The organism is Alkalihalobacillus bogoriensis ATCC BAA-922, assembly GCF_000621445.1.
In the GTDB taxonomy this organism is placed as follows: Bacteria; Bacillota; Bacilli; order Bacillales; family Bacillaceae_F; genus Bacillus_AO; species Bacillus_AO bogoriense.
On sequence record NZ_KK211281.1, the window covers coordinates 100,927 to 125,299 of the forward strand.

General features: G+C 35.5%; 24 protein-coding genes and 1 pseudogene. 16 read left to right on the forward strand and 9 right to left on the reverse strand.

Annotated features, from left to right (window positions below; genetic code table 11):
• Nucleotides 1-25 precede the first annotated feature (25 nt).
• Both T323_RS0124330 and T323_RS0124335 read right to left on the reverse strand, forming a co-directional pair.
• On the reverse strand, nt 26-850 hold the full coding sequence (locus T323_RS0124330; RefSeq protein ID WP_026675584.1) for a DUF4198 domain-containing protein: 825 nt from the start codon (nt 848-850) through the stop codon (nt 26-28).
• Nucleotides 851-872: 22 nt separating this feature from the next.
• Nucleotides 873-1,286, reverse strand: coding sequence for a hypothetical protein (locus T323_RS0124335; protein WP_026675585.1), 414 nt, complete (start codon nt 1,284-1,286; stop codon nt 873-875).
• A 291-nt stretch (nt 1,287-1,577) separates the two neighbouring features.
• Between T323_RS0124335 and T323_RS0124340 the strand changes: the two genes are divergently transcribed.
• Entirely contained in the window at nt 1,578-2,153 is a 576-nt protein-coding gene (locus T323_RS0124340) for a TetR/AcrR family transcriptional regulator (protein ID WP_035179872.1), read from the forward strand.
• Between the two features lie 62 nt (nt 2,154-2,215).
• Complete coding sequence (locus tag T323_RS0124345; RefSeq protein WP_026675587.1) at nt 2,216-3,340, forward strand: YhgE/Pip domain-containing protein; 1,125 nt, start codon at nt 2,216-2,218, stop codon at nt 3,338-3,340.
• Nucleotides 3,341-3,441: 101 nt separating this feature from the next.
• On the opposite strand, the gene hepT is transcribed toward T323_RS0124345, so the two are convergent.
• The 3 genes from hepT to T323_RS0124360 form a co-directional block, all read right to left on the reverse strand.
• Nucleotides 3,442-3,849, reverse strand: a complete 408-nt coding sequence (gene hepT / locus T323_RS0124350; protein ID WP_026675588.1) for a type VII toxin-antitoxin system HepT family RNase toxin — start codon at nt 3,847-3,849, stop codon at nt 3,442-3,444.
• On the reverse strand, nt 3,842-4,252 hold the full coding sequence (gene mntA, locus T323_RS0124355; protein ID WP_026675589.1) for a type VII toxin-antitoxin system MntA family adenylyltransferase antitoxin: 411 nt from the start codon (nt 4,250-4,252) through the stop codon (nt 3,842-3,844). The genes hepT and mntA overlap by 8 nt, the downstream gene beginning before the upstream one ends.
• 89 nt (nt 4,253-4,341) lie before the next feature.
• The gene (locus tag T323_RS0124360; protein WP_026675590.1) at nt 4,342-5,016 is read right to left on the reverse strand and encodes an NAD(P)H-dependent oxidoreductase; all 675 of its coding nucleotides are present in this window, start codon (nt 5,014-5,016) and stop codon (nt 4,342-4,344) included.
• Between the two features lie 382 nt (nt 5,017-5,398).
• Between T323_RS0124360 and T323_RS0124365 the strand changes: the two genes are divergently transcribed.
• From T323_RS0124365 to T323_RS0124380, 4 genes are all read left to right on the forward strand, one after another.
• Complete coding sequence (locus T323_RS0124365) at nt 5,399-6,082, forward strand: response regulator transcription factor (RefSeq protein WP_026675591.1); 684 nt, start codon at nt 5,399-5,401, stop codon at nt 6,080-6,082.
• 1 nt (nt 6,083) lies between these two features.
• A complete protein-coding gene (locus T323_RS0124370) occupies nt 6,084-7,085 on the forward strand; it encodes a sensor histidine kinase (protein WP_026675592.1) in 1,002 nt (333 codons plus the stop codon).
• A gap of 101 nt (nt 7,086-7,186) precedes the next feature.
• Nucleotides 7,187-7,870 (forward strand): ABC transporter ATP-binding protein, encoded by a 684-nt coding sequence (locus T323_RS0124375; protein ID WP_026675593.1) that lies wholly within the window; start codon nt 7,187-7,189, stop codon nt 7,868-7,870.
• A complete protein-coding gene (locus T323_RS0124380) occupies nt 7,867-10,476 on the forward strand; it encodes an ABC transporter permease (RefSeq protein WP_026675594.1) in 2,610 nt (869 codons plus the stop codon). The genes T323_RS0124375 and T323_RS0124380 overlap by 4 nt, the downstream gene beginning before the upstream one ends.
• A gap of 174 nt (nt 10,477-10,650) precedes the next feature.
• On the opposite strand, the gene T323_RS27640 is transcribed toward T323_RS0124380, so the two are convergent.
• The 4 genes from T323_RS27640 to T323_RS0124405 all read right to left on the reverse strand — a co-directional run bounded on the left by T323_RS27640 (nt 10,651) and on the right by T323_RS0124405 (nt 12,598).
• Complete coding sequence (locus T323_RS27640; protein WP_245613769.1) at nt 10,651-10,923, reverse strand: hypothetical protein; 273 nt, start codon at nt 10,921-10,923, stop codon at nt 10,651-10,653.
• Nucleotides 10,907-11,341, reverse strand: coding sequence for a MerR family transcriptional regulator (locus T323_RS0124395; protein WP_026675595.1), 435 nt, complete (start codon nt 11,339-11,341; stop codon nt 10,907-10,909). The genes T323_RS27640 and T323_RS0124395 overlap by 17 nt, the downstream gene beginning before the upstream one ends.
• 357 nt (nt 11,342-11,698) lie before the next feature.
• Nucleotides 11,699-12,124 carry a VOC family protein gene (locus T323_RS0124400; RefSeq protein ID WP_026675596.1) on the reverse strand — a complete coding sequence of 142 codons (426 nt, stop codon included), beginning with the start codon at nt 12,122-12,124 and terminating at the stop codon, nt 11,699-11,701.
• Nucleotides 12,125-12,166: 42 nt separating this feature from the next.
• Nucleotides 12,167-12,598, reverse strand: coding sequence for a hypothetical protein (locus tag T323_RS0124405; RefSeq protein ID WP_026675597.1), 432 nt, complete (start codon nt 12,596-12,598; stop codon nt 12,167-12,169).
• A gap of 183 nt (nt 12,599-12,781) precedes the next feature.
• Here T323_RS0124405 and T323_RS29065 point away from each other — a divergent pair, with 183 nt between their 5' ends.
• From T323_RS29065 to T323_RS0124455, 10 genes and pseudogenes are all read left to right on the forward strand, one after another.
• On the forward strand, nt 12,782-12,934 hold the full coding sequence (locus tag T323_RS29065; RefSeq protein ID WP_156942530.1) for a paeninodin family lasso peptide: 153 nt from the start codon (nt 12,782-12,784) through the stop codon (nt 12,932-12,934).
• 70 nt (nt 12,935-13,004) lie between these two features.
• Nucleotides 13,005-13,592, forward strand: coding sequence for a GNAT family N-acetyltransferase (locus tag T323_RS0124415; RefSeq protein ID WP_026675598.1), 588 nt, complete (start codon nt 13,005-13,007; stop codon nt 13,590-13,592).
• Between the two features lie 489 nt (nt 13,593-14,081).
• On the forward strand, nt 14,082-15,584 hold the full coding sequence (locus tag T323_RS0124420; RefSeq protein WP_026675599.1) for a malate:quinone oxidoreductase: 1,503 nt from the start codon (nt 14,082-14,084) through the stop codon (nt 15,582-15,584).
• Between the two features lie 282 nt (nt 15,585-15,866).
• Entirely contained in the window at nt 15,867-16,289 is a 423-nt protein-coding gene (locus T323_RS0124425; protein WP_156942531.1) for a hypothetical protein, read from the forward strand.
• 79 nt (nt 16,290-16,368) lie between these two features.
• Nucleotides 16,369-17,097, forward strand: a pseudogene (locus tag T323_RS29850) (Na-translocating system protein MpsC family protein).
• Nucleotides 17,098-17,234: 137 nt separating this feature from the next.
• Nucleotides 17,235-18,908, forward strand: a complete 1,674-nt coding sequence (locus T323_RS0124435) for a PP2C family protein-serine/threonine phosphatase (protein WP_026675601.1) — start codon at nt 17,235-17,237, stop codon at nt 18,906-18,908.
• A gap of 530 nt (nt 18,909-19,438) precedes the next feature.
• The gene (locus T323_RS0124440; protein WP_026675602.1) at nt 19,439-20,911 is read left to right on the forward strand and encodes an ABC transporter permease; all 1,473 of its coding nucleotides are present in this window, start codon (nt 19,439-19,441) and stop codon (nt 20,909-20,911) included.
• A gap of 12 nt (nt 20,912-20,923) precedes the next feature.
• Nucleotides 20,924-21,595, forward strand: coding sequence for an ABC transporter ATP-binding protein (locus T323_RS0124445; RefSeq protein WP_026675603.1), 672 nt, complete (start codon nt 20,924-20,926; stop codon nt 21,593-21,595).
• Nucleotides 21,588-23,027, forward strand: a complete 1,440-nt coding sequence (locus T323_RS0124450; RefSeq protein WP_026675604.1) for a PASTA domain-containing protein — start codon at nt 21,588-21,590, stop codon at nt 23,025-23,027. The genes T323_RS0124445 and T323_RS0124450 overlap by 8 nt, the downstream gene beginning before the upstream one ends.
• A 208-nt stretch (nt 23,028-23,235) precedes the next feature.
• Entirely contained in the window at nt 23,236-24,234 is a 999-nt protein-coding gene (locus T323_RS0124455) for an ABC transporter substrate-binding protein (RefSeq protein ID WP_026675605.1), read from the forward strand.
• The last annotated feature ends 139 nt before the right edge of the window (nt 24,235-24,373 follow it).

Below are 24,373 nucleotides of genomic sequence, written 5' to 3' on the forward strand. Positions count from 1 at the left end.
TTATTTCCTTTTTATGAAGTCATCTTTATTTTTGCTTTTTTCTACCCGTAACAAGTAATGTCACTGTAGCTCCAACGAATAAAGCAATCAAGGCAGTTAGGATTAAACTCCACAAACTTGCATCGAATGAGCCTCTTTGTTGTTCTGTATTTCCAGTATCTAGTAAGAATGTAGAAGTTCGACTAGTTTTTATATATTCTTCACCGTCAAGAACTCCCTCTTCATCCGTCCTAACATTCGCTTTAATTAACCATTCACCAGACGAAGAAAGATTCAGTTCAAAGAGTCCGTTTTCGTCACTTTCTCCTTCTAACACTTCTCCTTTAGGTCCATATCCACTTATAATAGCATGAGAAACAGCTTCCCCATCTAATAACACTTGCCCTTCGAAAAAACCAGTTGTAAAGTTTGAAAGACTATTGGTTGGGACAACTTCTAATGCTAAATTTGTTGGTTGTTGGGACGTTTCATCCCCATCCCCTTTATAAAAAATCGTTTTTGCCATTTGTAAGCTTAATTGTGTATCTCCACCATCAGGGGTGTACGTACTCGGTTTTCGTTCTGCCCAAAATACATATTCTCCTTCTTTCGTCGGTTGGAAGTAAGCTCTAGCCTGCACACCTATTTTTTCTAAAGGTAACGATTCGACACTTCCATCTGGATAGCGGACTTGCAGTTTATAATTTTCATAATTTCCTTCGTCTACAAAATCTCTAATATGTCCCCATAGGACATCAATTTGGAGTTCACCTGAAGATTGGTCCTCCTGAATTTGGATAAATAGCTCATGGGCTAAACCTTTAGGAATAAAGGAAAAAAAATAACGACGGCTAAAAAAGAGATGAAACACTTTTTGTTCAATTTAATTCCTCCTATGCTCTTAGATGTTTTCGATAAATAAATACGGAACAGATAAACAGTAATAAAGAAACTCCAAGCAATGCCCTCAACCCAACAGGTACAGCTAAAAAAACATTCGGCTCTTCGTCTTTTACCCATGATGCACGATGACCAATACCGTCATATGCAATGATATGATCCACTTTAATTGTTGTGTCATAAGAATATGTACCGTTTTCATTGACCTGAGCTTCAAATAATAGATTCCCAGACTCGTCGTAAGCAGAAACTACAGCATTGCCAGCGGGTGTCCCATCATCATAACGAACGATAATATTTCCCTCTTTTTCAGTTTCGACAATCATACGATGTGCCTTCACTGGTTTTGCTTCCAATACAAACAAGAAGACTGGTAGTAAAGCCAATAAAATCATGATTGTCTTCACGTTATCACCTCCAATGGTTTTGAAGCTCAACTAATTTATATATTGGTTAGCCTTGCTATATTCCTCAAATGTTGAAAGAGATTATTACGAGTACTCTTACATCCATATTGTCAAAAGCCTAAATAAGAACAAGAAAAATCCTAAGGAAGTTTATCGGTCTTCCTCACTTCATGGAATACAAAGTATAGTAGTGATAGGTTAGGAATGTTTAGAGAATAGAAAAAACTTGAAATTAACTTCAAACTGCTCTAAGATGTAAGTATCCACTTGCATGCAAAGGATGAACAAAAAATGGATGAAACGAAGAAGAAAATAATTAATGCCACGGTAGCATTGTTTGTTTCAAAAGGCTATAAAGGAACAACAACGAAAGAAATAGCAAATGCTTCGGGAGTGAATGAAGTGACAGTCTTTAGGCACTTTGGCAGTAAAAAAGGGTTATTGGAAGCGGTAGTTGACCAGATGACGTTTCAAACGGTTTTTGATGACCATTTTACAAAGCAGCTCTCATGGGATTTAGAAAAAGATTTGTGGATGATTTCAAAAAAATATCATGAAACTCTTGATTCAATCAAAGACTTAGTGTTAATTGGATTTCGTGAAGCAGGAAACCACCCCGAATTAAATGAGTTAATTTCTAAATTTCCAAAGTCCTTTAAAAAGATTGTGTATGACTATTTAGTAGAAATGAAACAGAAGAATAAAATCATTAATGTGAATTTAGAGTTGCAGGCCATGAATTTTGTGTGGTTAAATTTTGGTTATTTTATATCAAAGTCAAGGTTCGGTAAGGAATTAATTACGGTCGATCATGACGAATTTTTAAAACAAAGTACCATTCTTTTTGCTAGAGGCTTAATGCCCTAGCAAAAAAATGTGATATAAATGCAAGTAAGTACTTACTTTCAATTGAGGAGGAGAAACATCGAATGAACACATGTAAAGCTTTTTTTAAGTCAGGTCCGACACTTGTAGGAATAGGAATTGCTTTTGCTTTTTTGCTTATTTTTTTTATTGTGTGGTTAACTGCTTATGATGGTGTATCAGATCGCTTGGAGAATTTGAGGGTTGGAATCGTTGATCATGACACTAATTTTTATTCAAGTATACTGGAGGAAAGCTTACCATTTACGACTATAACAATAGATAATGAAAGTGCTGGGATGGAGAAGTTAAACAAGAGGGAAATTGGAATGTTAATTGTTATTCCAGAAGGCTTTACGAACAGCATACAAAGAGAACAAGGAGTAATGGAATACTATATTAATCAGGCGACACCATCTATGTCGAAACAAATGATGGAAAACGCTGCAAAAGAAATAACGACAAAACTCAACGAATATATATTTACGGTTAAAAAGGAACAGGTCATAAATGTTCCAGATGAGTATATAAAAGAAGGTATGCAGTTACTATCTTATCAAAGTGTACGTACAGAAATAGTGGAGGTAAATTATACAGAGGGTTTTGCTGCTACTATGGTTCCGCTTTTAATTATATTGGCATCGTTTGTGGGCAGTATGCTTATGAGTTTAAACTTGTTTCAAGTAACACAAAATCTAATGTCTTCTTACAACAAATGGTCCATTCTATTATCCCGGTTCAGTATTCAACTTATTGTATCGGGTTGCCTTTCTGTCTTAACTATCAGCTTGTTATTGCTTTTCCAATTTGAACTGCAAATTAGTGTATTTGAAAGTATTATATTTCAAACATTAGTGTACTTGTCATTTTTATGCTTTACGCAAATGTTTACTATTTTGTTCGGGATGGCTGGGATGTTATTTAATATTATTAGTTTATCTATCCAGTTAGTCACAGCAGGTGTTATTGTTCCAAGAGTACTGCTATCTGACTTCTACCAACAGTTAAGTACGATATTTCCAGCTACCTACGGAACTAGCGGGTATTTCACGATTATATATGGGGGTGCAAGCTTAACGGAGGAAATGTTGCTGTTATGCTCAATCATCGCTATTACGTTTGGAGTAACGGTCGTTAGAGTGGCACTAACTAAAGAGAAAATCGAGGAAGTTCCTTTGCAAGGAAACTAACCTATAGAGTAAGGACCTAAAACATGGTGCATGTACCATTGGAAAATGAAAGAGATCGTTCTTATCTTATAAAAACGGTCTCTTTTAAAAAAGTATTTGAACTAATCGTCCATCTTTAAAATGACCATCGTAAATCTTTTAAAATCACCTGTATGCTTGTCTAAAATAGCTTTTAAAATGTTTAAATCAAGTGCTTGATAGTCATGGACAGCTATATTTCTAAAACCGACGATATTTTTTAAGATTTTTGCGAGTGCAGGATCAATAATTCCGGAATCCTGAAGTAAAGTGAATGCTTCACGACTTGATTTCGGTACCCCTAGTTTTTTTTCACTTACAATGTGCATGGCAATATCAATACTTGCTTCACAGGCGCGTTGAATATTAAGAATCATACTATCTTGCTTCGTAAAGTCTGTTAAGTTTTCTGGGTTGTTTTGATAAACGTCATGAATTCTTTTGACACATCGCTCTATTGTCGTTACTTTGTTTAATATGACATCATTCATTGCCAAACACACTTCCTCTCTTTTTAATTTGTTCAATAATGACCTCACGTTGTTCAGATAGTTCGGCATACATCCGGTAAGCTTTTATCGTTTGACGTGTATATTCATCTTCATTACGAATATAAATAGGGACACCTTGCTCAAAAATTTGCATAGCAAATATAGTGTCGATTTCACGTATGTCCACAAGGTCAATGTCTCTTTCACAAATTAATGCTAAATGATTTGCTAGTGTATACCGTTCATAAGATGAAAGTTGCTTTTCACTGAAGTAAGCAAGGTCAACATCACTTTCTTCACGATCAGTTCCTTTTGCAAACGAGCCAAATAATATGATGAAATCAGGGTTCGTTTCCTTTTGAAGTATTTCAATCATTTGAATCTTCATGTCTTCAGTAAGCATACTTTCACCGCCTTTGTTTTATTATACGCCTTTTTTATGTTCAAAAAAATAAAAAAAGCAGCGTGCATAAAACACGTTGCTTTTAATGTTTATTTTACCCACTGTACGATATCTTCTATCGGCTTTCTCGTCTTTGGTCTTGGTTCATTTTTACGATAGCCAAACGCGACCATAACGGAAACAGCTAAGTGTCCATTTTCTAGTAAGCCTTCGTCAGCAAGAACTTCTTGTACTTTATCATAATCAAACCCTTCAATAGGACAAGAATCAATCCCAATTTGAGCGGCAGCTGTCATCATATTCGCTAAGGCAATATATGTTTGCTTGCTTGCCCAGTCAAACATAGAACGATTACTTTCCAATAATTTGAGGTCATTCTCCTGGAAGGTTTTGTACCGAGCTTTAATAGTTTCAAACATTTCCGCTGGGATTCCTTTTACGTGTAACATTTGGTTTGCGACATAGTCACTATCATATTTCGTGTCTTTTATCGTTCTAGCTAGAATAACAACAAAATGGCTTGCTGTTGGGAGCTGGCCTTGACCGCCCCAAGTAACTTCACGTAATTTCTCTCGCAATGTTTCATTTTGAACAATGACAAACTTCCATGGCTCATACCCGACAGAGCTTGGTGATAATCTAGCTGTTTCTAATATAAATTGAAAATCCTCATCAGAGATTTTTTTTGTATGGTCAAACTCCTTTGTTGCATGTCTAAACGAAAAGGCATCAAGAATTTGTTGTTTTTTTGTTTCTCGGTCCATGTATGTTTCCTCCTTTTTAAAATATAAGAAAGCATAAAAATTTTGGTATAGCAGTGAAGCTTTTGAAAGCTTATTCTAGAAGAGCGAAGACTCCGCACCTGCGCGTTTCACCCCAAAAGAGCACTAGGGGTTCACTGTCAAAGGCTTGCAGGGCTTCGTACTTCGCTTGAAAAGAAAAGATAATCCTGCGTTTTCTTTATCGCATGTGTTCATATCATATAAGAAATTTGCTTTTATTTCACGTAATAGGCTCAAAACTAGTATGAACTTTATAAAAAAGGTGATTCACAATAGAAAAGAAAATGTATATGGAAGGAAATCACTGCTTTATAATACGATTATGTATGTCGTTTGCTTAAGTTTTTATGGGAGCGTGAGGAAAGTGAAAATATTACTTGTCGAAGATGACCGAACAATTGCTTCTGGATTAGAATATTCGTTACAACAAGATCAGTTTGAGACGGTTCTTTGTTATGATGCAACTTCAGCCCAAAAATATATCGTCGAACATTTACAAACCATCGATTTATGTTTATTTGACTTATCATTGCCAGATGGAAGTGGGTATGAGTTATGTAAACAAGTAAAAGCAACTTCTGATATACCTGTTATTTTTTTAACTGCTATTGATGATGAAGTGAATGTTGTGATGGGACTTGATATGGGGGCTGATGATTATATTACAAAGCCCTTTCGTGTAAGAGAATTGCTATCGAGAATCCGTACGGTGTTACGAAGATATCATAAACAAGCGCAAACAAAAACGATGATCGAGATTGACTCGATTCAAATTAATACATTAGAAGGAAAAGTGTTTAAGCATGGAGAGGAAATTGTAGTCACCGCTTTAGAATATCGACTCCTGCTCATTTTTGCTAACCATATTGGACAAGTGTTAACGAGAACCCAGTTGTTAGAGCGAATTTGGGATGTAGCCGGGGATTTTGTCAATGATAACACATTAACCGTTTATATTAAGAGGTTACGTGAGAAATTAGAAGACAATCCACAAAAACCAACGTTAATTAAAACCATTCGTGGCTTAGGTTATAAGGTAGGTGAGTAAGATGTTGCGTAATCGCGAGTTGAAGTGGCTTCTTTTGGTGATGGTGATGATTAGTGTAGTTGCGGGTTGGGGGGTCATCATTCTCCCTGCATTTTCTCTTTATATTGTTTGTTTCCTAGCCGCTTTGCTTATAACAGTCACTTTTCTTTTTACACATTGGAGATATGAAGAGATCCGAAAGCTGTCAGGTTATTTAAGAAAAATAAGCGGGGGGGACTTCTCGCTCGATGTTCGTGATAATAAGGAAGGCGAACTTAGTATTTTAAAAAACGATATTTACAAAGTGACGTTAATGTTATCAGAGCAAAGTTCTGGTCTGAAGAGGGATAAGAGCAAACTGACCGAAGCGATTTCAGATATTTCTCACCAACTGAAAACGCCTGTGACATCGATGATGGTGATGGCAGATTTATTGCAACGGCAAGGCTTATCTGAAGAAAAAAGAGTTGAATTTACTAAGAATATTTCGTTGCAATTGGAGAGAATCGAATGGTTAGTGTCTGCTTTATTAAAGCTTTCAAAGATGGATGCAGGCTCGATTTTATTTAAACGTGATACGATTATTGTAAAGGATTTGATTCACCAATCCATAGAGCCGCTACTCATCCCGATGGACATTAAGCAGCAATCTCTCATCCTAAATGGGGACGTGAATGTTACATATGATGGTGATTTTAATTGGTCATCTGAAGCGCTCATCAATATTATCAAAAATTGTGTCGAGCATACACCAGAGGGTGGGAAATTAACAATTACTTTTTCAGAAAATCCATTATTTACTCAAATTATAATTCAGGATACTGGAAAAGGAATCGCCAAAGCGGATTTACCATATATTTTTAAACGATTTTATAAAGGCAAAAATGCTAGCGAAGAAAGTGTCGGAATTGGACTAGCATTAGCAGAGAAAATAATTACGAGCCAACATGGAAGTATTGAAGTGAAAAGCCAAGAAGGAAAAGGGACAGAATTCACAATAAAATTTTATAAACAAGTAATCTAATCTTTTGTCAGCGAAAGTGACTAAACTGTCATATTAAAGTCACCGCCCCGTCATTTACGACAGATAAAGTAAGGATAACAAGAAAATATGGAGGTTATCATATGGAAATCTTAAAAATTGAAAATCTGTCAAAGGTGTATGGGAGTGGTGACACTGTAGTGAAAGCGATCGATAATGTTTCATTTAGTGTTAATAAAGGAGAATTTGTAGCGATTATAGGTCCATCTGGTTCTGGTAAATCAACGCTTCTTCATCTACTCGGTGGAGTCGACCGACCATCAAGTGGGAAAGTTTTTGTAGATAATACTGATATTTATGGATTAAATGAAACACAGCTAGCCATTTTTCGAAGAAGACAAATCGGCTTAATTTATCAATTTTACAATCTTATTCCGATTTTAACAGTAGAGGAAAATATCACATTACCTCTTTTATTGGATGAGCACAAAGTTGACAAGAAGCAATTTTCTGATATTGTCAAAGTTTTAAATTTAACGAACCGACTAACACACCTGCCAAATCAGTTATCTGGAGGTCAACAGCAACGTGTTTCTATTGGACGTGCGCTCATTAGCAATCCAGCGATTATGCTTGCTGATGAGCCAACTGGTAATTTAGATAGCAAAAATAGTAGCGAAATCATGGATTTATTAAAAATGTTTAATAAAACATATAACCAAACTTTAATTGTCATCACCCATGATGAACAAATTGCGCTACAGGCTGACCGTGTTATTGCAATAGAAGACGGAAAGATTGCTAAAGACGAGGTGATTCGTCAATGAACATCATGCAGAAACTCACCATCCGTCATTTAAAAGAAAACAAACGAAGAACCCTTGTCACCATTATCGGCACGATTATATCCGTTGCGATGATTACAGCTGTAGCGACACTCGCCATCTCTTTTTTAGATTTGATGCAGCGGCACGTCATCGCAAACCAAGGAGAGTGGCATGTTCAGTATCATAACGTGAATGAAGAACAGGTGAAAGCCATTAAAGATGATGAACAGACAAAGCGGGTAATGCTGTCACGAGACAGAGGTTATTCCTATTTAGCGGGAAGTGAAAATCAATATAAGCCGTATCTTTTTATTAAAGAATACAATAAAAGTGGATTGGAAAATTTCCCGATACTATTAAAAGAAGGAAGACTTCCTGAAAACCCAAATGAACTTGTGTTATCAGCAGAAATCGCAAGCAATGCAAAGGTTGAGTATCAGATTGGAGATACGTTAACGCTTGACGTTGGTGAACGAAAACAATTAGATGAAGAAGTACAAGAAGAACGACTTACCCAACAGTATTCTTTGCGTTTTATTGAGGATGAAGTGGGAGAGACTCTTGAAAATACGGAATCTGTCACATATGAGGTTGTAGGGATTATAGAGCGGCCAACATGGGAACCGTCATGGGCACCTGGATATACTGCGATTACGTATACAGATGAAACGTTCATTACACCGGAGTCTCCAGTTACGGTCTCTGTTGTCGTCAACAAATTAAACCGTTCGATCTTCGAAAATACAGAACAGCTAGTAGAAGAAATTGGGCTCAATTTAAATTTCGTTTCGTACAATAATGAGTTATTTCGTTACCATGGGATAACAAGCGACGATAATTTGAAAAGTTTGATGTATTCATTAGCTGGAATTATTATGTCGGTTATTATCGTTGGGTCCATTGCTTTAATTTACAATGCCTTTGCAATTTCCGTTTCAGAACGTGCCCGTCACTTAGGAATGTTATCAAGTGTTGGTGCTACGAAAAGGCAAAAGCGAAATTCAGTTTTCTTTGAAGGCGTCATAATTGGAGCCATTAGTATTCCAATAGGGCTTATTTCAGGAATCGTTGGGATAGGTATTACGTTTTGGTTTAGCAACCGATTGCTGCAAGATGCATTAAATGTATCACAGAAATTAACGGTTGTTGTTACTCCATGGTCCATCGTCACAGCGATAGTTGTATCGATTGTAACGATTTTTATTTCTACGTATTTACCAGCAAGGAAAGCGTCGAAAATATCGGCTATTGATGCGATCCGTCAAACGACCGATATTAAGTTGAATGGTAAAGTCGTGAAAACTTCAATACTAGTCAAAAAGCTATTTGGGTTCGAAGCGGAAATAGGATTGAAAAATTTAAAGAGAAATAAAAAGAAATATCGAATTACAGTATTTTCATTAGCGGTTAGTATTATTCTCTTTCTAGTCGTATCCTTTTTCACGTATTCACTAGAAAAGGGAATGGAGTTATCACAAGGGAATGTAAATTATGATATTCAAATATCACCATCAGGTAATCATGAAATCGATAGCGAGTTAGTCAGTTCGATTACTAGTTTAGAAGATGTGACAGCTCATTCTATCGTAAGAGAAACGTTCTTTTATGCGATGATAGACGAAGAAAACATGTCGGATCCATTAAAAAAACGCGTGAAAGAAGAGCCAGAGATGTTAGAGGATGGACAATTTCCATACTATGTAGAAGTGTATTCTCTCGATGACGAAAGTTTTAAGCGATATGCTGAGGAAGTAGGCTTTGATCAGTTACTGTTAATGGAAGAAGATGAGATGAGAGCAGTTGTCATTAATAACGCTGTATACGAGGATCCGGATGAAAGGAAAATTGTTGAGATAAAACCGTTAAATATGAAAGTAGGAGAGACGATTGATTTAGTTTATGATGACTGGGAAAATGAAGAAAAAGACTTTGTTAGTGAAATTACGATTGAAGCTATGACGGATCGATTGCCGAAAGGAGTGACTTCTGGTGGTGGTGAGGCTTCGGTAAAAATGGTCATTTCAGAGACTAAATTCAATCAATTATTAGCTCTTGAAAACAGGACGAGTAAAAATAGTTATCTTTATTTAAACAGTTCCGATCCACTAAAAACACAAAATGAGATTGAAGAGCTATCAGAAAACACGATCTATATTTATAACGTATTTAAATCTCGTCAACAAAGTGAACAAATGATTTTATTTATGTCGGTGTTTATTTATGGGTTTATTGTGTTAATTACACTTATTTCAATCGCGAACATTTTTAACACGATTTCTACAGGGATGGCGTTACGTAAAAGAGAGTTTGCCATGTTAAAGTCGGTTGGCATGACACCAAAGTCATTTCATAAAATGATTCAGTACGAGAGTTTGTTTTATGGGATAAATTCCTTACTGTATGGCATTCCAATCAGTATTGGGATTATGTATCTATTGCACAGGTCGATGATGAACTCATTTGAGTACGGCTTTGAACTCCCTTGGCTGAGTTTTGTATATGTCATTATTGCTGTATTTGTTATCGTGGGCTTTGCGATGCTGTACTCGTTGGCTAAAGTTAGAAAAGATAATATTATTGACACGTTAAAACAAGAAAATATTTAATGACTAAAGAAAAACGCGGGAGCGTCTTTTCGCTCTTCTTGAATAAGCTTTTTAAGCTTCGCTGCTAGACCAAAATTTTTATCTTTCTTATCTTTGAACGAAAACAAGCATGGAACCTTCATGCTTGTTTTTTACTTTGTTAAAGTCCCGGGAAAGAGAGATAAAAGTGTCAACCTAGATTTCTTTTTGCAAAAGCTTTTGGACAAGTGTAGGGATATTTTCCTTTTTTAGCTTATCGAGTGGAACGACATGGCCCTCCAATGTTACCGCAGGAAGGACTGTCACCCCATATTTTGCAGCTTTTGCTTCCATCATCTCTTGACCATCAAGACAACTCGCATCATAGACGATAACTGTGCAACGGGAACAGGCAAGACTTTTTATTTGTTGTTCGAACTCATTTGAAAAACGGCTACTATCTGTAAAAATCTCAATCGTTTTGCTCATGATACACATCCTTTTTAAGTATTTTTATAATAGGGCAATTTTGTTTTTGATGTAATGTTGAATCATCTTCTGGCTGAGAAAGCGCTGTTTCTAATAATGATTTAAACTGTTCCAATTTAGCAATTTTCTCGCTTATTTCGTTTATTTTCTGAAGAGCAAAAGAATGCATTGATTCGGTTGGAAAATAATCCTCCTTTTTCAAGATGGCTAATAGTTGTTCGATTTCGCGTAAAGTAAATCCGAGTTCTTTTGCTTTTTTGATAAGTAATAAATCGTTCACTGTCGATTCAGCAAAAAGTCGGTATCCTGAATGACTTCTTTCTGGCTTATCTAAGAGTCCTCTTTTTTCATAGTATTTTATTGTTTCAATATTTACGCTAGCGGCTTTAGCGACCTCGCTAATTTTTAAAGGTTTCACTTCATCATCTCCTCCCGATATAATCGTACACCCGGTACTATACTACCGAGTCAAGTTTAGTTAAAGTATTACTTCACGTATTAATGTAGGCGTACACTTTTTTACGGACAACTGTTCCGCTAGTTTAAGAAAAAACAGCGTTTCTCAAATGTTAACGGACACTGGTTCCGTTAACGTAGGGATTTAGAAGGATTTAATCGCAAATTTGGGTAAATAGCGGAACTTATGTCCGCTAGAATGAAAAAAACGTCGAATTTGATGAAATAGGGGAATGGATGTCCGTTCCGATAAAGTTTGATAAGAACTATAAGAAAAGAATTCCCACTCACCTTGAATGGGAATTCTTTTCTTCGTAAGTTACCTTTCTAAATCTCGTTCTTGCATTTTTCTCACATTCTCCGAGTGGAATGGCGAATCTGCCACTTCACTAACGACACTAAATGGATTCCCGTCTAAATCAAAAAAATCAAAGTGCTTCATCCCTCCAAAATCTGTGATGTCCGTCGTTGTAATGCCATTATTAATAAAGTGCTGATGGGCTGCTTCAATATGGTCAGTGACAAAGTTGTAATACGAGTTTTTTTGATTTTCTTGTGTGGTAAATTCGGTAGGTTGAATGTTGTCGACTTTAACTAATGCTAGTTGTGTTGAGCCAGTAGGCAAATAAAAGCCAACACCTTCGTCCCAACTCTCAATTTTCTTCACGCCTAAATATGTTTCATACCATCCTGTCGATTTCTCAACATCTGTAACCGGAATAAAAATACTCCCAATTTTAAACATAGTATCCCCCTTTGGATTTATTTAGAAATATAATATAAAAAGTTAATCTAGCAGTTTAATGACATCACCACTGCTAGGAACGACCATAATTGATACTTTTTCCTCCTCTTTTGTGTGGCCGGTAAAACAATAGGCTCGACTTGATGAAACAGGATTCCAATCATCATTAGTAATCATGATTTTCTCTTCCGCTATAATAGTAATTTCGTATGTATCAATCGCTTTTTGCTTTGCCTGTTCATATGTTACCGCGGGTAATGAAATGAAGAAACATGCAATAAAAGCCGTAATGAATAAAAGATAGGTAATCCGTCTTTTTTCTTTTCTTAAGCTGTCAAAATAGTATACGTGAGTCACAAGTAAAGGAATAAGAAGACTAAACTGCATCGTATTGTCGTAAAAGTAAGAATCAAACATTAGTAACAAGATAAAAACAACGCTAGATATAATGGCAGCTATTTTGTAATTCCCCAAAGACATTCTCTCCGTTAAATAGAAAATTTTTCCTTTATTATAACATGAGGAAAAGTGACTTTTATAGAGGGGAAAATATTTATTTTGGTTACTAGTAAAAAATGTATTGACAAAGAGGATTGAGTAGTATAAATTCCTTATAAAGAACAAATTTTACTCTTTATAAAGAACGAAAATGAAATAATGAAAGGTCAGATGATAATGAAAAAAGAATGGTCAAGCCCAAAGGTAGAAGTATTAAGTGTAAGTATGACTTTTAAATTTCACGACAAAAAGCCACCAAAAAATCCAGATCCAGTTAATCCTGATTTACCACAAGACCCTTTGGATAGTTAAACCTGAAAGCAGAGCACTTTTCTTAAAGCTCTGCTTTTTACATGAATTTTTCTTATCTAGGAGGTACCTGATGTTTGAAGTTGTTCGAACGAATAGGCAACAAAAGAAGTTTGCAAAAGTATGGGAATATATGTGTTCTAAAAAGGGCTGGATAAATGATCCCTATGCTGAACAAGGAATTCGATATAATCTACTCACTCCTAGTAAAATTCCTTTACTTCCTAATAAAGTAGTGGGAACTATAGAATTTATCCCTTTTGATCCAAAAAATCCACATAGTACTGTTGAAGGACCTTCTAGAGCTAAGTTTTCTTTATATGATGACATAAGAAAATATCAGTCGAGAACATGGGAAATCGATAAGTTGTGTATTCATAAATCATTTCAACGGCAAGGGCTCTTTCAAGAAATAATGGAAATTATTTATGACCATGCAAAAATTTACGCACCTAAATATTATGTCGCTTTAATTGATAAGAAACTAGCTCGGATGTTAAAAATATTATATGGTCTTGCGATTGAACAAAGGGGCGAGGTATTTGAATCCGATGATTCTGTTTTGGTTCCAATTGTTTTTGATATTGAGAGGATTATGAATGATAAAATGTTACTTTATTATTATCAAAAAAAATGTTTGTCTTATGAGAAAGCAGAATAGCCATTCGTATCGGACATTTGTTCTGCTATTTCATAAAAATACTGCCAATTTTTATTTGGTTCTGACACATGTTCCGTTATTACTTTATATTTGAAATAGAAAGATGCCATTTTCATGATTTAACGGAATAGATGTCCGTAAGCATCGGAGAAACCTAACTTTTTTTGAAATATCGGAACAGATGACCGATAGCATTGTGATGACCGAGAACTCAACTTTACATAAAGGTTGAGTTCTCCTTTTTTGTCGCAAGCTTTTGTTAAATTCAACCATAATCCTTTGTGGAAGGAGTTCTCACTTTTTTAGAAGCGCTAAATAGTTTATAATTATTAGATAATAGTAGATATTTTAATCCTTTAATTTATAATAGATATGATGAGGTTAGTGAAGACAGAAAAGGTGTGTTCCTAGGTGGCCCCTTGCTTTTTGTTATGCCGCTCGGGAGTGCCAACGCTTTTTTGCAAAATATAGAGGATAAGGAAGGTTATAATGAGCGACATACAGAGAAAATCAGACATTATTTTAATTGGTGCCGGGATTATGAGTGCGACTTTAGGAACAATCTTAAAAGAATTAAAACCGGACTGGGACATTACAGTTTATGAGAAACTATCGAAACCAGGTGAAGAAAGTTCAAATGAGTGGAATAATGCAGGCACTGGTCATGCAGCGCTATGTGAATTAAACTATACGGCTGAAAAAGCAGATGGCTCCATTGATATAAGTAAAGCGATAGCGGTAAATGAGCAGTTTCAAGTATCAATGCAATTTTGGTCTTTCCTTGTAAAAAACAAACTTATCGAAGATCCACAGGATTTCATCATGCAAATTCCTCATATGAGTTTAGTACAAGGTGAGGAAAATGTCGCTTTTTTGAAGAAACGTTTTGAAGCGCTATCAAACAATCCGCTTTTTGAGGGAATGGAGTACTCTGAGGAAGCTGAAACATTGAAACAATGGATTCCTCTTGTTATGCAAGACCGACCTACATCTGAAAAAATTGCAGCTACTAAAATTGACTCAGGTACAGATGTGAACTTTGGCGCCTTAACAAGGATATTATTGACTCACTTGCAAAAGAAAGAAGTCGATCTGAATTACAGCAATGATGTACAAAATATAAAACGTACGAGTGATGGATTATGGGAGTTAAAAATCCATGATGACCGCACAGGGGATATTATCCACCATACAGCAAAGTTTATTTTTATTGGTGGCGGTGGAGGAAGCCTTCATTTACTGCAAAAGTCAGGAATTCCTGAAGGCAAACATATTGGTGGATTTCCTGTAAGTGGTCTTTTTATGGTGTGCAATAATCCGGATGTCGTTGAGCAGCATCATGCAAAAGTGTATGGGAAAGCAAAAGTCGGTGCACCACCAATGTCAGTGCCACATTTGGATACAAGGTTCATTGATAATAAGAAATCATTGTTATTTGGTCCGTTTGCTGGGTTTACACCTAAGTTTTTAAAATACGGCTCAATGTTTGATTTAATTACATCTGTTAAGCCACATAATGTAATAACGATGCTGGCATCAGGAGCAAAAAACTTGTCGTTAACGAAGTATTTAATTCAACAAGTCATGTTATCAAAAGAAAACCGAATGGAAGAATTACGTGAGTTTATCCCGAATGCCAAAAGTGAAGATTGGGAATTGCTTGTAGCGGGACAACGTGTGCAAGTTATTAAAGATACAGCAGAAGGAAGAGGAATCCTTCAGTTTGGTACAGAAGTTGTTAGTGCCGCTGATGGCTCAATTGCAGCACTACTTGGAGCATCACCAGGGGCATCGACAGCAGTTCACGTTATGTTAGAAGTCATAAATCGATGTTTCCCTGAGCATATCAATGAGTGGGAGCCAAAGATTAAAGAAATGATTCCATCCTATGGTTTGTCGTTAATGGAAAATCCGGAGCTATTGCGTGAAATTCATAAATCAACAGAGGAAGTATTAGGATTAACTCCTCCAAAGCAAGTTAATGCGATGTAATGACGAATAAAGGGGAGTAACGTTTCTTTCCTTTTCTCTATTGCAAAAATTGGTAATCAATCATTTCTTATTTACAACCATCTTCCTTTTTACTACTATAGTAGGATGAGAAGGGACAATAGAGCTCTTCTTTTACATTTAAGAAAGAAACACAATAATTACATTTAGTTTTGGCAGGAATGCTTTAGATTGATACGCTAAACATAAGCCGAAATAGCAAAAAGACATATTCTTTTTGCTATTTCGGTTTTTTTCTTTTATTTTTCGTTAATGGGGGAAATAGTGATGAAAGGTCAGGGCACCAACATTCGTATGAATGATTATTTATATGCGGTTGCTGTCACAATAAAAATAAAATACGTAGAAGACATGTCTGAAATTGTTAAGGAAATAATCGAGCTATGCGAATCAGAAATGAGTGAATGTGAAGACATGATTCATACGATGAAAAGAAAACTCGAAAACATTGAAAAGATGGGTAATGACTGTAACAAATTAATGAAAGAGGAAATGGAAGATCCTAAATATAGAGAGGTTTTTTTAGCTTTAACGAAGTTACTAACTGAACAATTGAAGGACTTTTCGTGTGCGATGAACATGTTAGAACAACGTATGAAACAACTTCCAATCTCCAACATGACAAAAATTAAAGTGGCTTTTAAAATAAATAAAATAATTCGTGTAGCAGAAAAAATTATAAAGTAAATTTAATAATGCAAAAAGTTGTCCATACTAGTATAGGTTTACATGGTTAGAGAGGATGAGTTTTGCAGTGCAAGAAGAAATGGAACATCTCCAAAAAGAAATTAGTGGTTACACAGGAAAAGTATTTCGAGAGATTTTTGGGAAAGGGCCACAGTCTGTTCAAACCTCCATTGGTTTTACATTTATTACGATTTATTTAAGAAACTTTATTACACCTGCCGAGCAAGTCTTGATGGGACAAGATCAAGTAATGACCATTTAACAAATGAGAGATAAGTTAATGGAAACCATTATTCCACAACTGAATACGTTTATTGAAGTAAGGACAGGTAAAAAGGTTCGAGAGTTTTATTATGACTGGAACTTACATAATAAGTCAGCCATGTTCACTTCCATTAGTTCTGACCCGTTTACATCGGAAGAAGTTTTGCAAGAACAATACAAGCAAAGAGACTTAATCAATAAAGAAATCATTGATATTAGTGAACGTGCTGAAAAAAGTCCAGAAGAAATTTACTCTTGTCAAATGGATGATAGAACGATTGTAGTCATTCGGAATGGGATATTAGTTCGAATTGAAAAAGAATTGATTCGGTTAGGCAATAGTGAACTTTTAAAGCGAGTGAAGAGAAACTTAGAAAAGCATTATTTACACAATAATAGCAGACTTGAGTGGATTTTTAACCATCATATTGTTGATGCATTAGTTGACTGGGATTTTAATTTAGATAAAAGTGTAATTGTCCTTAAATTAAATCAAGCAAAACCGAAAAAGCCTAATTATGAAAAGGTGGATATTGCAGAATAACATGTTTGTTACATACTGTAGAAAATCCTGGATACTATTACCGTTAAATAGTTTTCGTTTGAACATAACGTTATCAACGGTTAAAACCGATATAACCATAAAAGAATAAGAATATGAACTCACTTGAGGAGAGGATAATGAACCTTACCATCGTTAGCAGAATCGCTATTTTTACACTTCCTACATTTGCTGTATTCTATTATGGTTGGATACTCTATTTCCGTTTTAATGAGTTTTGGTTAGTTATAGGGGCAAATACATTACATCTCATTGCTCCTTTATTAGCCACTGTTTTTTTAGTGATTCCTTTTATCCAAACAAAAGGCCGGGAACGTCTATATTATAGTTTACTTTTTATCAGTTGTTTGTTTTATGCAGTTGGACAAGCAATTTGGAATTATTATGAAATTATTGTAGGACAGTACACACCATTTCCTGGTTTATCCGATGTGTTTTATTTTTTACAAGCACTTTTGTTTTTTTGTGCTGTTCTTATCAAAATGAAACAAAATTTCACAAACTCAGCGTTAGCTCAATATCAATTTGATATTTTAAGCTTCCTTATTATTTTGTTTTTGTTTAGTTTTGAATATATATTCAAGCCTTTATTTATAGAACCGTATACGTTTACAGAGGTTTTCTTTTACTTTTCATATTTTATACTTGATATTGGAATTGTATTAGCTCTACTCGTATTAAATTATTACACGGAGATTAATAAAGAAATTAAGGTATTAATTATTGGCGCCTCCATTCTCGTCATTAGCCATATCGCTTATTCAATTATGTTACTCGAGACAAGCTACCAAACGGGAAATTTAATTGATCCATTATTTTCGATTGGTCTTTTGCTAATTGGTGTATCAGGACTTTATCGTAATACGCTATCTGAAAATCGAATATACCAACAAAACCGCTTTTTTTATACAAGAATGGTTTTTCCAATTGCGTTAATTTTGCTTTTGTTTATTTGGTATGTGCTGCATCAGTATAACGACCATAATTTCCATTTTTTTGATTTAGGTGTTATTGCTATTGTTTTATTGACGCTTTGTCGTATCATCATTTCAAGAATTGAAGTGATACGAATGTTAAAAAGTAAAATAAAAGAATTAACGATAGCAAAAGACATTCAAGAAAAATCATTGCCACAGCCTATTCATGATGACAAAATCCAAATTTCAACGTTTTATGATGCTTCTGAAGAATTATCAGGTGATTTCTACATGTGGTTTAAAGTTGATGAAGATAAATATGGTTTCCTCGTTATTGATGTGATGGGGCATGGTGTTTCATCGGCTCTTATAACGATGTCTATTCAATCTGTAGCGAGAGAAATTGTATTAAGAGAACAAACGCCAACGGTCGTTATGGAAGAGCTTTCAAAATATATGTATGAACTGTTTCATAGTGAAGACCATATGTATTACTTTACTGGTATTTACATTTTGTTAAATACAAAAGAAAAACGAATGACTTATGTGAATGGTGGGCATCCGACTGGGCTTTGGAAAGAGAAAGATGGCAATGTAGTTCGTTTAGCTTCGACGTGTCCTCCAATAGGATTGTCAGCACAATCTCCAGTGATTTCAGAGGACATTTCATATTCGAACCCGGGTAGACTTGTCTTATGTACGGATGGATTACTAGAAAAGCTTAGCAGTTCTCATGATGTCAATGAATTGGAAGAGTATGTCATTGCCCATGAAAATGTAGAGCTTGATGATTTTAAAATGAAACTTGTATCAAAGCTACAACATGGTGGAAATAGTGATGACGATAAATGTTTAGTCATTATTGATGTAAAATAGGAAAAGGTTGTCTTGTGGGGAAGATATAAATCCCACGTGACAACCATTTTAGTTACATGCCGATGAATGAAACTGTATGGATGATGCCAGTAACATAATGGATAGAAGTGATCAAGTTTATACGGACATTCGTTCCGTTAAATTACATAAAGGAGCAAATTTTATTGTTAGATTAATAAATAACGTAACCTATGTCTGATAAAAATAGAAAAAACTTGCTTTTTCATAAAATAGTGGAGTATATGTCCTTAAGCTAACCAACCAAAATCACTTCATTACTAGACGACCAAATATGGTCGTCTTTTTTCTTTAGTCAAAACGAAAAATGTAAAAAAGTCGAAAATAGCAATATCATTAAAAAACTGGTTGCCAATAATGTTTATGTAATAATATACTGAAATTGGTAGGATTATTGAAAAAATTGTAAAACGACGGTGGCTGCTGTCGGAATGGTGGTGCAAATCTAGTAAAATTAGAAGATGATAAATTGGAATTAGTAGAAAAGACTTATGAAACTAAGGAGGACAGAAATGAATTTTATAAAACGAGGTTTATTGAGCATTACGAGGAATAAAGTGAAGTCAATCATTTTGTTAGCTATTATTTTAATTTTAGGAAACTTAATTGCTGGTGCGATTTCTATTCAACAAGCGACAACAAATGTTGAAAAAACGATAAAGGAACGTATGGGAACAGCGGCAACCGTTGATTTAGACTATGACTCTCTTTGGAACTCGGACATGACTGAAGAAGAAATGATGAATGTCAATCCCGAGATGTTAACACTTGATCAGATTAAACAAATTGGGGAATTGAGTCAAGTGAAATATTACGATTATAGTAGTAGGACTAATTTAGGATCCAATCATGTAAAAAGTTTCACAGTTTATGAAGAAGATATGGAATATGAAAGTCCTTATTTTGAAACGAACTTTTTTATTAAAGGTGTGAACTATGCCCCAATTATTGATTTTGAAGAAGGAAAAAATCAAATAGTTGAAGGACGGGTGTTCACGAATGAAGAAGTGGAGAATGGAGCGGCTGTTACTGTCATTTCAAAAAAGCTAGCCGAAGTAAATAATCTCCATGTTGGTGATAATTTAATTTTAACGAGTGCGGTAATAGATTATACAGGTCAACAAGAAGAGATTCTTGATTCAAGAGATGTACCTTTAGAAATTGTCGGCTTGTTTGAGCCTGTTACGGTTGAACGAACAGAAGATGAAAACAATCAACACGGCATGTGGGACTTCATGGATATGGAAACACAAAATACTGTGTATGTCCCAAATGATATTGTGTTAAGCGAGCGAAAATATGACCTGGAAAAACGAATGGAATTGGATGAAGAATTTCGAAAAATGGTCGAAGAAGAAGGCGATGCATGGCTTCAAGAATATTATCAACCGATTTATATTTTAAACTCTACAGATGATGCTCAAGCTTTTGCTGAAGATGCTCTTACATTAGTACCTGATTATTATGTTGTTCGACATGCGAGTGACCAATATGACTCTATTTCTGGACCAATAAAGTCAATGTCGAAACTATCAGGATATGTATTAATTGTTTCTGTCGCTGCTTCGATTTTAATTATTGGACTTGTTGTCCTCTTATTCTTACGTGATAGAAGACGTGAGCTAGGTATTTATTTATCACTTGGCGAGCGCCGTGGCCGCGTTATCGGACAAATTGTCATTGAAGTATTTGTTATTGCTTTAATTGGAATTACGCTCTCTTTATTTACGGGGAACTTAATTGCAAGCGGTGTTTCTGGCACGTTAATGCAGTCGGATACAGTAAATCAAGATGAGTTTTATTACTATGGTGATGATTTCACTTCGAATTTAACAACATCGGATGTGTTAAATTCGTATGAAGTTCAACTTAGTCCAACGTATATTTTAATGTTTATCATTATCGGTCTTGCTACCGTGTTATTCTCAACCATTATTCCACTGATTTATATTGTTAGACTGAATCCGAAGAAAATATTAATGTAGAGAGGTGAAAACATGATACTTGAAGCAAAAAACTTAGACTACTATTACCAAGACGGAGAAAGCCGCCGTTATATTTTACGAGATACAAATGCCTCTTTCGAAAAAGGAAAGTTTTATACAATTTTAGGACAATCAGGTTCAGGAAAAACGTCCTTTCTTGCGTTATTAAGTGCACTTGATTCCCCACAAGGTGGGAGTGTTGTTTATGATGGCAAAGACATTAAACAAATTGGTTATGAAAACTATCGACGTAATCATATCGGGATTATTTTTCAAAGCTATAACTTAATTCCATCACTAACTGCAGTGGAAAATGTACTTGTCCCGATGTCGATTACAGAAAATGATATACCCGAAGATAAAAAAGAGGTCGCCTATAACCTATTAGATTATATCGGGATTGTAAAAAGCAAAGCAGACCGTTATGTCAATAAGCTTTCTGGTGGGGAGCAACAGCGTGTTGCCATTGCGCGTGCTCTTGCTACAAATGTAGAATTAATTCTCGCCGATGAGCCTACAGGAAACCTTGATGAAGAAATGGAACAGGAAATCATTGATATTTTCAAAAAACTAGCACATGAACACCAAAAATGTGTCATTGTCGTTACTCACTCAAATGAAATTGCTCAACAATCTGACCAAATTTTCACGTTGAAAAAAGGAGTTCTTTCAACAAATGAGTGATTTCTTATCGAGATTTAATAAAGATAATTACGATAAGCTTCAAGATGAAAAGCAAGAAAAAGAAATAAAGAGTGAAACGGACAATGCTGAAAAAGTAGAAGAGTCAGCTCCTACTGACGAGATAGCATCTTCTTCAGAGGTGACACCTGTCAAAGCAAGTCAATCACCCGCACCAAGTAGCCGGAGATCAGAAGCGGTGGAAGAATTAGAAATTGATCCTGAATATCAAAAGAAAAAAAGAAGAAGAATTATATATTCTATTATTGGGGCGATTGCCGCGCTTTTGCTCATTTTTGTTATTTATTATCAAGTCGTACATGTGACAATGGAGGATTTTGTAGGAGATTCTGTTCAAGAAGCGCGCTCGTGGGCTAATGAAAACGGGATTGAAATTGAGGTTAAACATGAGACAAGCATGGAACATGAGGCAAATCATGTGATTACACAGAGTGTGCCAGCTGGAAAAAAAGTCCGTAAAGGTAAAACAATACAGCTTGTAAGTAGCTCAGGTCCTGACCCGGAAGAACAAATTGAACTGCCAGAGTTTAAAGAATTAAGTCAGTATGAGGCAGAAACATGGATTGCAGACAATAAAGTCGAAAATCTTCAACTGATTTCGGAATACAGTGATGATATTGAACAAGGTGAGTTCATTCGATTTGAAATCCGAGATTCTGCGATTGATGAATCAGAGTACCGCAGAAAAGATCGAGCGATTGTCTATTACTCGAGAGGGAAGGAAGTATTTGAAAAAAATATAACCGTCCCTAATTTCACTGGAAAAACAATGGATGAAGTTGAACAGTGGGCCAAGACAAATGAGATTGATTTGAAAGTAGAAGAAGAAGATTCTAATAATGTAGAAGCTGGTTTGGTCATAAGCCAGAGTGTGTCTCCTGATGAGAAAGTGGCCAAACGTGATGAGATGGAAGTTGTTGTCTCATTAGGAAAAGCTGTTGTTGTACCAAACTTCGGTGAATTAACAATGGAAGAAGCGTCAAGCTATCCAGGTCTATCTCCAATCGTTAAACAAAAATTCCATGCTAGTGTTTCATATGGTGGTCTTATTTCACAATCGATTGAAGCAGGGACAAAGCTTACGGATCAAGAAGAGACGAATTTAACGGTTGTATATTCTGAAGGGCAACCTTATTTACGTGATTACCGTGGGCAACTAGAAGGAGATTTACCGAGACTTTTTTACGAAGATTATCAGTCACGAGGAGCAAATATTCGTTATAAAGTAAAATATGTTTCAGCTCCTGAAGTAAAAGGAACAGTTGTAAGTATGAGTAAGTTTAATGAATTTGTCCCAATGACGTATACGGTTGTCATTGGAGTTAGTAATAATACAAATGCCCCTGCTTCACCTTGGGAAAACGATGGAGGAACGTCTGAACCTCCACCAGAAGAGGTTGAGGTAGACAAATAAAGATAATATCGAGCGACCTAATCATTAGGTCGTTTTTTTTGGATATATTAAAAGGTATTAAAATTTTGATATAGCAGTGAAGCTTCGAAAGCTTATTTTAGAAGAATAATATTTCCTTGAAAATAAATTTGACAAAAATCATCATTTATATTTAAATGATAGTAATTATCATTATCAAAACTTTGGAGACAGCATGAGGGGGATATATATGTATACAATAACAAGAAAAAGCTTGGCTCAACTATTAGGAGTAAGTGTTCTGGCTTTGTCATTGGCAGCTTGTGGAAATAGTGGAGCGGAATCAGAGCAAATTCCTGAAACAGATACAGAGGGAACACCAACTGAACAGGTGGAAGAAGAAGCAACGACAAGAGTAATAACAGATGCGATGGGACATGAAGTAGTCGTTCCTGCAAATCCAGAGCGTGTAATTGCTAGTTATCTTGAAGATCATTTAGTGGCACTTGGAATTAAACCAGCAGCACAATGGAGTATAAGTGATGGACAAGGGGTTCAAGACTATCTTCAATATGAATTAAAGGATGTTCCAACAATTCCATATGATTTACCATTTGAAGCCGTGATGGAAATGAATCCAGATTTAATTATTGTGGAATCAGCTAGTATGGTTGAAGAAGGAAAGTATGAACAATATAATAAAATCGCTCCGACGTATGTGATTGGAGTAGAAGTCAATAATGATTGGCGAGATGAATTAGTCCGTGTTGGACAAGTATTCGGGAAAGAGGAACTTGCAAACGAAGTGTTAACGGAGTATGATACAAAGGCAGCAGAGGCGAAAGCGTCGATTGAGACTGGGGTCGGTACACCATCCGTTGCAGCAGTATGGTTAGTAGGCGGAAAGTTTTTCATGGTTGCTGAAACGGTTTCAAGTGGAGCTGTATTATATGGTGACCTTGAGTTAGAAGTACCTGAAGTTGTAAAAGAGATTTCTGAAAATGCGACCGGAAACTGGAATGAGATATCGTTAGAAAAACTAGCTGAACTTGATGCAGATCATTTATTTTTAATTAATAGTGATAATGGTGTGGAAACGACACCTTTAAGTGAATCTTTATGGGGATCAATTCCGGCTGTAAAAGCGGGAAATGTTCATGAATTTTCACCAAGCGAAAGCTGGCTATACACAGGACCAATAGCTAATAGCCAAATTATTGACCATGTTGTAGAACGTTTAGTAAAGTAGTTTTTATCAAAAAAACGAAGTTCATTGAGCTTCGTTTTTTTTGTTTGTCTAAATGAAAACCCTAGGCTAGGCCTAGGGTTCCAAAAAGCTTCTAGCGAGGTATTAAAAAAACTCCTCCGTGGTGCTAAAATATATTTGG

Excerpts from the sequence above, each read along its gene's own strand:
- T323_RS27640 (WP_245613769.1), bottom strand. The coding sequence starts at position 10,923 with ATGAGCAAAACGATTGAGATTTTTACAGATAGTAGCCGTTTTTCAAAT.
- mntA (WP_026675589.1), bottom strand. The coding sequence starts at position 4,252 with ATGCTTACTGAAGACATGAAGATTCAAATGATTGAAATACTTCAAAAG.
- T323_RS0124440 (WP_026675602.1), top strand. The coding sequence starts at position 19,439 with ATGAATTTTATAAAACGAGGTTTATTGAGCATTACGAGGAATAAAGTG.
- T323_RS0124415 (WP_026675598.1), top strand. The coding sequence starts at position 13,005 with ATGTTTGAAGTTGTTCGAACGAATAGGCAACAAAAGAAGTTTGCAAAA.
- T323_RS0124375 (WP_026675593.1), top strand. The coding sequence starts at position 7,187 with ATGGAAATCTTAAAAATTGAAAATCTGTCAAAGGTGTATGGGAGTGGT.
- T323_RS0124435 (WP_026675601.1), top strand. The coding sequence starts at position 17,235 with ATGAACCTTACCATCGTTAGCAGAATCGCTATTTTTACACTTCCTACA.
- T323_RS0124345 (WP_026675587.1), top strand. The coding sequence starts at position 2,216 with ATGAACACATGTAAAGCTTTTTTTAAGTCAGGTCCGACACTTGTAGGA.
- T323_RS0124400 (WP_026675596.1), bottom strand. The coding sequence starts at position 12,124 with ATGTTTAAAATTGGGAGTATTTTTATTCCGGTTACAGATGTTGAGAAA.
- hepT (WP_026675588.1), bottom strand. The coding sequence starts at position 3,849 with ATGAATGATGTCATATTAAACAAAGTAACGACAATAGAGCGATGTGTC.
- T323_RS0124370 (WP_026675592.1), top strand. The coding sequence starts at position 6,084 with ATGTTGCGTAATCGCGAGTTGAAGTGGCTTCTTTTGGTGATGGTGATG.
- T323_RS0124420 (WP_026675599.1), top strand. The coding sequence starts at position 14,082 with ATGAGCGACATACAGAGAAAATCAGACATTATTTTAATTGGTGCCGGG.
- T323_RS0124445 (WP_026675603.1), top strand. The coding sequence starts at position 20,924 with ATGATACTTGAAGCAAAAAACTTAGACTACTATTACCAAGACGGAGAA.
- T323_RS29065 (WP_156942530.1), top strand. The coding sequence starts at position 12,782 with ATGAAAGGTCAGATGATAATGAAAAAAGAATGGTCAAGCCCAAAGGTA.
- T323_RS0124380 (WP_026675594.1), top strand. The coding sequence starts at position 7,867 with ATGAACATCATGCAGAAACTCACCATCCGTCATTTAAAAGAAAACAAA.
- T323_RS0124340 (WP_035179872.1), top strand. The coding sequence starts at position 1,578 with ATGGATGAAACGAAGAAGAAAATAATTAATGCCACGGTAGCATTGTTT.
- T323_RS0124455 (WP_026675605.1), top strand. The coding sequence starts at position 23,236 with ATGTATACAATAACAAGAAAAAGCTTGGCTCAACTATTAGGAGTAAGT.
- T323_RS0124360 (WP_026675590.1), bottom strand. The coding sequence starts at position 5,016 with ATGGACCGAGAAACAAAAAAACAACAAATTCTTGATGCCTTTTCGTTT.
- T323_RS0124450 (WP_026675604.1), top strand. The coding sequence starts at position 21,588 with ATGAGTGATTTCTTATCGAGATTTAATAAAGATAATTACGATAAGCTT.